The organism is Aporhodopirellula sallentina SM41, from assembly GCF_000346505.1.
GTDB lineage: Bacteria > Planctomycetota > Planctomycetia > Pirellulales > Pirellulaceae > Rhodopirellula > Rhodopirellula sallentina.
In genome coordinates this window covers 15,912-27,058 of sequence record NZ_ANOH01000094.1, presented here as the reverse complement: position 1 = coordinate 27,058, position 11,147 = coordinate 15,912, and the positions used below count along the sequence as shown (strand labels likewise).

At 56.6% G+C, this 11,147-nt stretch carries 5 protein-coding genes and 1 pseudogene; 5 read left to right on the top strand and 1 reads right to left on the bottom strand.

The features are described 5' to 3' along the window. Positions 1-200, bottom strand: a pseudogene (locus RSSM_RS32275) (glycoside hydrolase); the annotation flags it as partial. Positions 201-1,393: 1,193 nt separating this feature from the next. Here RSSM_RS32275 and RSSM_RS05160 point away from each other — a divergent pair. The 5 genes from RSSM_RS05160 (at position 1,394) to RSSM_RS05140 (ending at position 10,939) form a co-directional block, all read left to right on the top strand. Then, positions 1,394-3,376 (top strand): hypothetical protein, encoded by a 1,983-nt coding sequence (locus RSSM_RS05160; RefSeq protein ID WP_044301201.1) that lies wholly within the window; start codon positions 1,394-1,396, stop codon positions 3,374-3,376. 79 nt (positions 3,377-3,455) lie between these two features. Then, positions 3,456-4,343 carry a hypothetical protein gene (locus RSSM_RS05155; protein ID WP_008675309.1) on the top strand — a complete coding sequence of 296 codons (888 nt, stop codon included), beginning with the start codon at positions 3,456-3,458 and terminating at the stop codon, positions 4,341-4,343. A gap of 700 nt (positions 4,344-5,043) precedes the next feature. Then, the gene (locus tag RSSM_RS05150) at positions 5,044-6,606 is read left to right on the top strand and encodes a BamA/OMP85 family outer membrane protein (RefSeq protein ID WP_008675308.1); all 1,563 of its coding nucleotides are present in this window, start codon (positions 5,044-5,046) and stop codon (positions 6,604-6,606) included. Continuing rightward, positions 6,603-8,084, top strand: a complete 1,482-nt coding sequence (locus tag RSSM_RS05145) for a BamA/TamA family outer membrane protein (protein ID WP_008675306.1) — start codon at positions 6,603-6,605, stop codon at positions 8,082-8,084. Before RSSM_RS05150 ends, RSSM_RS05145 begins: the two co-directional genes overlap by 4 nt. 455 nt (positions 8,085-8,539) lie before the next feature. After that, the gene (locus tag RSSM_RS05140) at positions 8,540-10,939 is read left to right on the top strand and encodes a hypothetical protein (protein ID WP_044301189.1); all 2,400 of its coding nucleotides are present in this window, start codon (positions 8,540-8,542) and stop codon (positions 10,937-10,939) included. Positions 10,940-11,147: the final 208 nt, after the last annotated feature.

Here is an 11,147-nt window from a genome sequence, read left to right as displayed (position 1 = left end):
CCATCGCCACCGGCGTAGTCGAACCCTTTCAAGCGGGTGTATTTGAACTGAGAGAACAGTTCGTTGTCCTGGACGCGCGGGGCGGGATAGTCAAACATCCGCTGCATCGCGGAACTCATCGGGATGTCCGGTTTGGTCTCTGGCATTTTGTGGGGGAAGACCGGTTCGTCTCCCATGCATGCTGAAGTCAGAATTGCCAAGGAGATTCCAAGGGTGAACGCGTGGCACAAGTACTTCATTGATGTCGGTCTGGATAGCGATTGAGGTCGGGCGGCAAATGCGGCGTGGATGTTCATCTGGAAAATTCGTTTGTGGGGGCTGTGTTCGTTTTGGGGGATGTGTTCGTCGAGCGGCATCGACACCGGTATCGTGCGTCGGACGTACGAGAGAATCAATCCGAAAATTGTTCAGCCGATCGGCGTTTGTCGCGGTGGATACGAGGCGGCCGAGCGAAGGTCCGCTGGCTGATTGTTCTATGGATTTGGCAAAGTTTTCGGATCGCGGAAAACGCGAGGGGACGTAACGAATCGAGTTCCAACTGAACTCTGCCTCGCGTTCATTGGCTCACGCGAGGTTATTGTAAAAGACACACGGCGTCCTTTGGGCGTGATATGTGAATCTTCTTTGGCGAAAGATCGGGACGCGGACAATCCATCGATTTCTCGCATCGACTTCTCCATTCATCAGACATCTCCAGCCGTCAGACTTCACCAGCCATCAATCGGTGTGGCGGGCGTCGGAGACGGAGCGATCACGATGACGGTGTGGATAGCGGTTGAAAGCCCGCGCGAGCAAGCGGCACGGAGAAGCCGCGCGGAGAAGTCACGCAGAGATGTGTTTTGGCGTCGATGCTTCGGGCCGGCATGAGCGGCGGACGCGATTCTGCAGGTCGGCTTTTAATTATGTGGCAGGTTTTTCCGGTTGTGCCGGTGGCGAAAGGAAGTACGTGGTTAGCGGTCGCAGAAGCCACCACGGTCGTTCCCGATATGCTTCCTATGTAGTGATAGTTTGTCCGCATTGTCGCGGATGGTTTGCGATCAATTTCGATAGGGGGCCGAAGAAACTCCTCGTAGGAAAACCCGCGTTCGTTTGAGTGCGGGATTTTGCTGCATGTCCCTTTCCATGGCTTAACTGCACTCGTGAGTGCGAAGCGGCACGTGAGCGTTCGAGACGCTTCCCAATTGTTGGGAGGTGACTCGAGCGTAGGACAGCGGACGTGATTGAAAGATTGAAGCAGGTGCCTCCCAGCCGTTCGGTACGGCGGAACGAAGCCGACCGATGCTCGATCGATGGTCACGAAAGCTGTTTCGCATCACCGGTCGAAATCGCTCGTTCGCGAATTTCGCAGATAGGTCTAATGCACGAAGCAAAAACGAAGCGAAGGAGTCGAAAGATGAGAACCAACATTTTGCGAAGCGTCGCGGCGACCCTCTCGATGGGTCTCTGCACGATCGCATCTGCACAATATGGCCAGGCACCTCAGGGGCCGTATTCCTACGGTGCCCAACAGCCTGCTCAGTACGCACAGCCCGGGCAGTTCGCACTGCCAAACCAATACACGCCAAATCAACAGGCTCCGCAAAGCCAACTCGGTGTGCCACGCACCCAAGCGGTCCAAACGTTCGGCAGTTCGAACTACCAGGCACCAGCCAAGTGGAGCAACTTCGGCAGCTCCAACAGCGGTCCTGAATTGTTCCAACCTGCCTCGAGCGGTGGATACGATGCAGGCTTGCCATCGCCAGAGCAGATTCCGACGCCGCAACCAAGCTACGGCAACTCGGTTCCTCAATACTCGACACCACCGGTACAACACACTGCACCGGCACCTGCCCCGGCCGTTCATCCAACGCCCGTTGCTCAGGGTTCTGCCGTTCACGTGGGCGCCCCAGTCGACGATTCGTACTGCCAATCGTGCAACCAAGCTCCTGTTGAGACTCAGTTCTCGCAAGCTGCGTCGCAGCCTTGGGAAGGCACCTCGTACACGGCTCAGTCGTGTGGCATGCCCGTCGCGGCTCCGGTTCGTCCGACCTTGTTCCCTTGGTTCGGATCGTTTGACCTGTTGTTCTTCAACGTCGACACCAACGACAAATACCGCAACGTTGTATCGCGTTACGACGCGACCGACCCGACACGGCCCTACTTGCCGTACATGGGAATCAATTCGATTGATGCGGATTCGGGACTCGGTTACCAGTTGAACTTCGGTCGCTACTTCGGTTGCGGTCGTTACGGCCTCGGCGTCAGCTACTTCAACTTCGATCCAGATGAAGAAGTCTTCACGTCGCCGGTATACACGCCGCTCGACAGCGGTGCCGGTGGCGGTAGCCTGCGTGCCTCGGGGATGCCTCAGTACAACGGCGCCACGATGACCTACATGTTCGACAACGGTTTGGCGGCCGGTGACACCGGTGCGGGCTACCAGGAAGTTTCTGGTGCGGCATCGCCTTACACTGTCTACGACATCATCGACGGTCGTGCTGGTAACGCTGCGTCGAACGGTGGTGACTTGGACGCACGTTACGACGTTGCGGTTGACGAATCGTACGCTGAAGCCGTGTTGTTCCAAGCACGTCGTGACATCGACATCCAAGGCATGGAAGTCAACCTGTTCAGCTTTGGTTTGATGGGTGCTCAGCGTGCCGCGATGATGAACTGCGGAACGAGCCGTCTCGGTTCGGTCTTCGGTGGTGGTTTCGGTGGCGGCTACGGCGGATGCGGTGGCTACGGCGGATACAACCAGTGCAACGATCCGTGTGCACAAGCATGCCAGCCTTGCCGTCCGGCTCGCGGATACGGCGGAGCAGGCGGACCGATGGTGCGTCCTTGCACGGGCAAAGTTCAAATCGTGACCTCGCACGGTCTTCGTTGGTTCCAGTTCAAAGACACGATCGATTTCGCATACGACATCGACGGACGTGCTGGATTCACGATGCATGACCTGCATGACTTCACTTCGACCGAGAACGACCTGTTCGGTTATCAGTTCGGCAGCCGTTTGACCTACTGCTTGGCCAGTCGCGTGAACCTGAACGTGGGCGGCAAGTTCGGTCTCTACGGAAACCAAGCTGAGTTCCGTCACCGATTGGGTACGCAGGAAAACACTGCGGAACTCGCCGCGATGCCAGGCTTGGCGATCGACTACCACACCAAAGAGACTGTGTTCTCGACGTTGGGTGAGTTCGATCTCGGCATCGGCGTTCGCGTCATCGACTGCCTCGCCGTTCGTGGCGGTTACCGCGTGATGGGCGTGACCGGTTTGGCGACCGCCGCCGACTACTCACGTGACTACAGCTCGTCGGCTTCGGCGAGTGCGTTGCACGCCGACTCCAGCCTGTTGTTGCACGGTGCCTACGTTGGTGCTGACTTCAACTTCTAAACGAGTCTGACGCGGCGGGGCGCGATCGTGGCCCCGCCAACCTCGTCTGATTCGTCGACAAATTTGCTTCGTCGTCGCGTTGACCAGTAACTTTGGTGACGCGACAACGTCAGGCGGCCTGTCCGGGGTTCGCTTGGCGGGACAACGACCCCAGGGCTTTCGATGGAAAGCTCTGGGGTTTTTTCGTGCTTTTTGGTATGACCGGCAAAACGCACAGTTGCCGATTCATCCAACCAACGCCAAAACGACTTTGGAAACGTCCCTCCATCAACAACTGAAGTCCCACTACGCGACGTCGCCCGAACAAATCGAGGTGGCGATGGGAGCGTACCGGATTGACGTCGTTCGAGGAGACGAGCTGATCGAGATTCAGTGTGCGTCGCTTTCGGCGATCCGCCGCAAAGTTCGTGATCTGTTGCGGCGGCATGACGTGCGGATCGTCAAACCGTCGGTCTCGCGGACTCGTATTTGCAAAAGGGAAAAGAAGGGGGCCGAACCGGTCTCGCGTCGACTGAGCCCCAAGCGGGGACAGGTGCACGATTTGTTCGAGGAGCTGATTTACCTTCGCGACGTTTTCCCTCACCCGCGACTGACCGTCGAAATCCCGATTGTCGACGTCAATCAATATCGATTGGTGACGAAAAAGAAACGTCGTCGCCGTTGGCGTGATCCCGGCTACGTGATCGAAGACACCGAATTGACGCAGGTGCACGATTCGATCGAGCTGCGCGAGCCGGTGGATTTGTGGCGGTTGCTCGCGGGCGTTGACGCGACCACGAAAGCCGACCGTGAATGTCCGGTGCCGGATCATTTGGTGGACGTCGAATTCAATACGCTCGATCTGGCCAACGCGATCGGCTGTGCCCGCTGGATCGCACAGCGGATCGCCTACGTGATGCGGCATGCCGGTGCGATCGAACCCACCTCCCGCGACAAGACCGGTATCCGCTACCGAGCGGCCGCGTAGTCCGAGCGTGATGGTCGGTTTTCAAGAGAGGTGGTAGTGGATCTTGTTAAAGATCCTCATGGAGCGGGATCTTTAACAAGATCCACTACACGAAGAGTGGATTGGCAGAAACTGCCGGCCATTCGCATCCGATTCCGAACGCCGTTTTGTAGGCCGGACCAAGCGCAGCGCCGTTCCGGCAGACACCGAGCGGCCACGTAGTCCGAGCGTGATGCTTGGCTCTCAGGGAGAGGTGGTAGTGGGGCCTGTTAAAGATCTTCATGGAGCGGGGTCTTTTAACAAGATCCACTACGCGAAAAAGGAATTGGCAGATACTGCCGGCCATTCGCATCCGATTCCGAACGCCGTTTTGTAGGCCGGACCCAGCGCATCGCCGTTCCGGCAGACACGCTTCAAACGCGGGCAATACCTTGGCGAGATAGGTTGTCTAGGCTGAACGGGGTGACGTGGCATGCGCGCTTTGTTGGTGGAAATGGGCGACCGAGCGTGCGGTCTCTCAGGCGATTTTGATCTTCCAGAATCCGGTCTTTTGAGCCATCGGACGGAGCTCGTGCGAGATGGTCGGTTTGCTTCCATATCTCTCTTGTGGTGACGTGCTCGGCATTGGTAGGTACGACCCGCGAAGGTTTCTTTCCGGTCTTTGGGCCGGAAAAATGGTCTTCGCGGTTTGTGTCCACTCCTTACAAGGAACCGCTCGGCGATGCTTTCTCCCGTTGCCTTTCCGCCGTCACCGCCCACCACGAATACGACGTCGACGACGCGTACGTTTTCGAATCGCCGCTACGCAGCGAAGGTGTACGGCGTTGCCGAGTCCATAGCAAAATATCTCGCCGTCCTGGTGTTTCTGTGTTCGCCGGTTGCGTTCGCCCAAATGGGCGGCGGTGGCATGGGTGGCGGTGGTGCTCAGGCACCCCAAGCCGAAGCCAAAACAAAATTCCGCGATCATATCCATGCCCGGGCTGGCATGACATTTCGACGCGAGCGTGGCGACGCGGTTGTCGCATCAGTTCGGATCGTTGGCAATCGTTCGGTGCCGGCGGCAGACATCTTTTCAGAGTTGCAGACACGCAAAGGGCGGTTCTACGACAGTGAAACGGTGTTGGCGGACGTCCGTCGACTCAACGACATGGGCTCATTCGACCAAGTCACGTTTGAAGTGAAACCCCTCGCGGCCAATCCGCCAGCAAATCCACAGTCTGGCAGCAGTAAATTGACACCGAGCGTGGTGGTCACCTTTTACGTTCACGAACGGCCGATGGTTGCGAAGGTCATCTTCCATGGCAACCGAGCACTGAATGACCGCGAGATCGCGGGCCGTGCAGGCGTTTCTGCGGGGGATCCACTGAGCGAATTTTCCGTCGAATCTGGACGCCGTCGTTTGCTCGACTATTACCACGAGGAAGGGTTCAACCAAGCCGCCGTGTCGGCAACGATCACCGGCAGCGACGGTGGTGCTTCCGCAGGCGTTTCCGCCACGGATCTTCCGCCGGGGACCGTGATCTTTCGTATCAACGAAGGGCCGCTCGAGCGAATTGCGGATATTCAGATCGAAGGCAGCACGATCGTCACCGAAGCTCGTTTGAAAAAGATCATCCGCTCTCGTGGCCCGATGGCTGGCTTCCTGAGCTACGTCGGCAACAAAGCCAACATGCGAATGATTGACGAAGACGTGAACCTGTTGTCGTCTTACTATCACACGCTCGGTTTCCTCACCGCGACGGTCGGGCGGCGGTTTGAGTATGACGAAACTGGAAAATGGGTGACGGTCGTCTTTGTTGTCAAGGAAGGCCCACGATTCACCGTCGGCGACGTCCAGATTGTCGGTAACGAGTTTATCACCGAAGAATCACTGCGGGCTCGATTGGAACTGCACGCCGGCGACATGTTCGACGGCACGATCATGCGTCGCGATGTCGGCGAGATCGTTTACGGCTATGGCGAGTTGGGCTTTATCTACGCCGAAGTCAAACCGAAGACGATCATGCGAGACGAAAACGGCGTGGCGGACATCGTCTACGAGATCACCGAAGGCGATCGATGGAAGGTCGGACGCATCCTGGTCAACATCGATGGCGAGCCGCACTTGATGCGAGAAACAACCATGTTGAATCTCGTTGATATGCGAGAAGGCGACTGGATCGACCGGCGGACTCTCGAGATGAGTCGTCGGCGAATCGAACGCAGCCAATTACTAGAAACTAACCCGGCGATCGCCGAAGCACCCGATATTAAAGTTGTGCCGAAGGAGGATGCTTTGCGATGATCGACGCCATGAAATTCCTAAATAAGAACGCTACCGTGAAACGTGTCGTCGCTCTGTTCGCTGTCATTCCGATGAGTGCTGCGGCCATGTTGTCGCCAGGTGACGTGTTCGCTCAGCAATCCTATCCCCCGTCGACGTATTCGGTTCCGCAACCGGCGCCGCAATACGGCGGGTCGGCCTACACGACGCAGCAACCGCCCGCATCGACGACGCCACCGAGCTATTCGGCGCCAACGTACGGAACGAATCCTCCGGCACAGGCGAACCCGAATCCGTACGGTGCTGACGTCTACAGCCAACCGCCGGCGTTCAACCCGACGTATCCCGATCCGGTTACCACCTATCCACCGGTCGCTTCCTATCCGCCGGTCGTCACCGGACCGGAAGTTCGCGAGGCTGACCTGATCATCCAAGGCTATCCGGCTCGCACCGGGCGTGTCATGTTCGGTGGTGCGGTCAACAGTGACGCCGGGGTTACCGGTCAGGTCACGATCGACGAACGCAACTTTGACATCACGCGTTGGCCGACTTCGTTTCAGGATTTGTTCAGCGGCACGGCATTCCGCGGTGCGGGGCAAACGTTCCGGCTCGAGGCGGTTCCCGGGAGTGAGTTCCAGCGGTACACGGCACAGTTCGCCGATCCCAACTTGCTCGGGTACTTGCCGATCAGCATGTCCATCAGCGGGTTCTACTACGATCGGCAATTCGACGATTGGCAAGAAGGTCGTCTGGGTGGCCGGTTGTCCTTCGGTTACCGGATCACGCCTGACCTTTCGATCTCCGCCGGCATCAGCGGGCAGAATGTGGAAATCACCGATGCCCGGGACCCGTCGCTGCCACAGCTAGCCGAAGTGCTCGGTGACAACTCGCTTTACAGCGGCACGTTTTCGTTGATCCATGACACGCGAAACAGCCCGCTGCAACCGAGCGAGGGTCACTACATCAAGGCCAGCTACGAGCAAGCGTTCGGCGATTTCGACTACGGTCGGTTTGAAGGCGAATACCGCAAGTATTGGTTGATGCGAGAGCGAGCCGACGGATCCGGAAAGCAAACGCTGTCATTCGGGACGCAACTCGGATTCAGCGGCGACGACACGCCGATCTTCGAGAACTTTTTCGCCGGTGGTTACGCCACGATTCGTGGTTTCGACTTCCGTGGTGCTTCGCCCGTCGCGTCGACGGCGGCTGGTCTGATCGAGATCGGTGGTCGGTTCCAATGGCTTAACTCGGTCGAATACATGTTCCCTCTGACCGCGGACGATGCGTTCCGTGGCGTCGCGTTTGTCGACTTCGGAACGGTGGAAGAAGACATCGAGATCAACGAAGATAACTTTCGCGTTGCTCCCGGTTTCGGTTTCCGTGTCGCCATCCCGATGCTCGGCCCAGCACCGCTCGCGTTCGACTTTGCCTTCCCCGTCATGCAGTCGGAATTCGACGACGAGCGAATGTTCAGCTTCTACATGAGTGCCGCCCGCTAAGTTGGCGGTCGTCCTCGCGTCGAACACTTAGGGCAATCATCAACCGCTCGGCGTTAGCCGCGGTTCACCAAAAGCAGTCGGCTAAAGCCTTCGCTCCAACAGTTGGAGTCCAGGCCTTGGCCGATTTTCTTTGCGCCGAGAATTACATGCGGCGGCAATTCTCGCCACCTGTAGGCAGGTTTATGGTCCTACTCAGTGAGCCGCGACTGCGTGTTTTTGCGGATGGCCTATTTCCTTTCACACGCACAACACGCTGCCATTGTGAGCGCGTATCATGATGCCACCGACCCGCTGGATCACACCAACGGCCGTTCGGTTCTCTTCAAGCATCAGACATTTTTGGGGCATCTCTCATGGAGTCGAATACGACTGCTGCTTCTGCACGCGCGTCCTCTCAATCCCGTTCAAGGCACGCGTACTGGCGGAGGCCTCTTTTCTGGGGATTGGCGGTTGCCATGCTTCTCATTCCCACGGGTGTTGCCGCGTGGTTGACAGTCGGCGTTAGTAGTGACACGCAAGCCATTGTGACGACGGATTCGGAGAAGTGGCAGCAATTCGGCAAGGTTCAGCGGTATACGTCGAACGTCGTCAATACGATGGATTCCTACACGGAAGATGTCCGGTCGGCGATCGGCAAGCTCGAGGCGCAGTTAGGTGATCTGGAAGAAGACTGGAGTGAGACCGACGAGGCGATACGGACGTCAGACGCGCATTTGGACGCGGCACTTCGGGATCCATTCAACACACCTTTGATTGGCGACGACGGTGGACGGAATTTCAAGGACTCGCTCGCGAACCGGGCGACAGTAGCGAATCTCTACGTCGACAATTTCGAGAAGCACAGTTCTCTCCCGGACTCCGACAAGGTTCGTATCGCTGGGCCTATGCGGCAGGTGCTGTTGGGGATGTTTTGCATGGCCGGTGAGTATCAAGAACCTTTGGATGTTCTTCGAGGCGAGTACAAGAACGGATGCCGTGATCCGCTCGTGCTCTACATCTTGATGCTCAATGAAGAGCGAGGTAGTGACCAACGATACGAATACTACCAAGCCGCACTGCAGAACCTTGAGATGCGTCCGGTTTGCAAACTCCTCGAAGCGATGGTCAAGATCAAGGCAAACGAGTTCCGGAATCGTTGGTCGGACGTGAACTACGTCAGCAATTTGGAGCAAGCAACGGACGCCTTCGTCGACGCGGTTGCCGAGCAAATTGGAGATGCCGGGGCGTTGGAAATGCTGCGCGACAACGGGCGACGTCACTTTGACAAGATGAACGGTACCGCACGCGGGGATTTTGTTATTCGGCTATGCGGATTGTCTGAGCATGAGTTCCCTCTGTGGATGCAGCACTATTTTGCCAGTGCCTTTACGAGAGGGATCGCGAAGCGGGCTCGTGGTAGCCGATTTATAAGTGAAACGGCGAAAGAAGATCTCGAGATTGCGTACAACATGAATGAGGTTGCGTCGAAACATTTGCTGCGTTGTTGGACTTTAAATCCGAGTTGCCTGAGTGTGATCAGGGAACTGCTGTCGCTTGAGTCGTCCAATGGGGGAACTCCTTATTCCAAACAACAATGGTTTCGGATCGGAATTGCGAACGCGTGCGACGATGAGCAGTTCTATACTGTTCTCGCAACCTATCTCGTTCCAAAATGGGGTGAGCCACGTGAGGAGTTGGATCAGATGATCGCACTCTGTGCGGCGGTCGATCGCGATGATTTGCCTATCCCTTTGTACGCGTCACACTTTGCATGGAATGCGGTCGTCAATCAATCACGTCAACTTCCGTTAAATGCCGAATTCAGTCTGTTGCATTGTGCCAAGGGGATCATCAAGTATCTCAAAACAAGCCCTTCGAACGGGCACGGTAAATTCGGTGGAGGGCGTGCGATGTTAGTGGCTCGCGTGCTATGGGATTGGGGCCAGTTTTCAGATCTCGCGTGGGTGTTCACGGAGCATCTCCCAGCGTACCGGGAGAAAGAGTATCGACTGAGCTATTTTATGAATTTGAATCTGGCCTATATGGTCAGCTACTTTGCTTCCCGCGGCGAGACGGCGCTTTGGCTGACGCTTCACAATGATCTATTCATGCGCAGCGATCGGTTGACCGAAGCGAAGGTCGCTCATGACCGAGAGATCATCGAGCGATTGAGAGAAGTGTACGGGAAAGATGCCCAGTGGGTCTTAGATCATTGTGAACGGATTTGTGATTGGTGGACGACCTATCACGCAGGCGAGCCCGTTCTGTTGGCCATCGATGAGGAGAAGTTGGGTTGGGACTGCTATTTCCGCGAGCGTCCGGTTTATGTTGAAAATGGCATCGAGATACGTACGCCCTATAAAGATTCCCTCTCGATCATGCGTCCGATGCTGTTGTTCACCGGTCCGCACGCGATCGAGGCAGAGGTCGAATTGATCGAGGGAACCGATGATTACTTCTCGATCGCGTTGTTTGCGGGGCCTGTCGGTGGCGAAAACTTCGAGCAGAGCTTCAGCGGCGGGACGTTGCGTTTTCAGCCAACGCTTAAACAGATCGTGTTCGACAGCCTGCCGAGTTATGGATATTGGGGCGACGACCCACATCGGAAGATTTACAGTTTCGATCAAGCGGTCAAAGCCAAAGTGCGACTCGAGGTTCGAGACGACAGTTTGAGAGGGTTTGTCAATTCAAGTGAGGTGGAAGCGATGCGTCGAAGGATCGATACGCACGGATACGTCCAGTTCGGACGCTATAACGTTCAGTTCGGAGCCAACGACTCAGAGTTGGTTCGGTATCGAGTGACCAACATGAAAGTCATTCCTCTCGCAGAAGACGCCGAGGATCAGGTATCCGCCACATCCGCAAATCTTCGGTAGGTTATGGTCCGCGTGACACACGCAACAAGCGTACACGCAACTCGTGCACAACATGCACCAAGCAACAAAAGTGGGTTGCGCCCCGCATGACACTTCAAACAAAAGTGTAAGATGCGTGTGTCCGTAGGTCGCGCTCGGTATGACCTGGGTTCTATTCAGCTTTTCCTGCTACTTCCATCATGGGGCGTTTGTGTGATGTTCGTGAGAA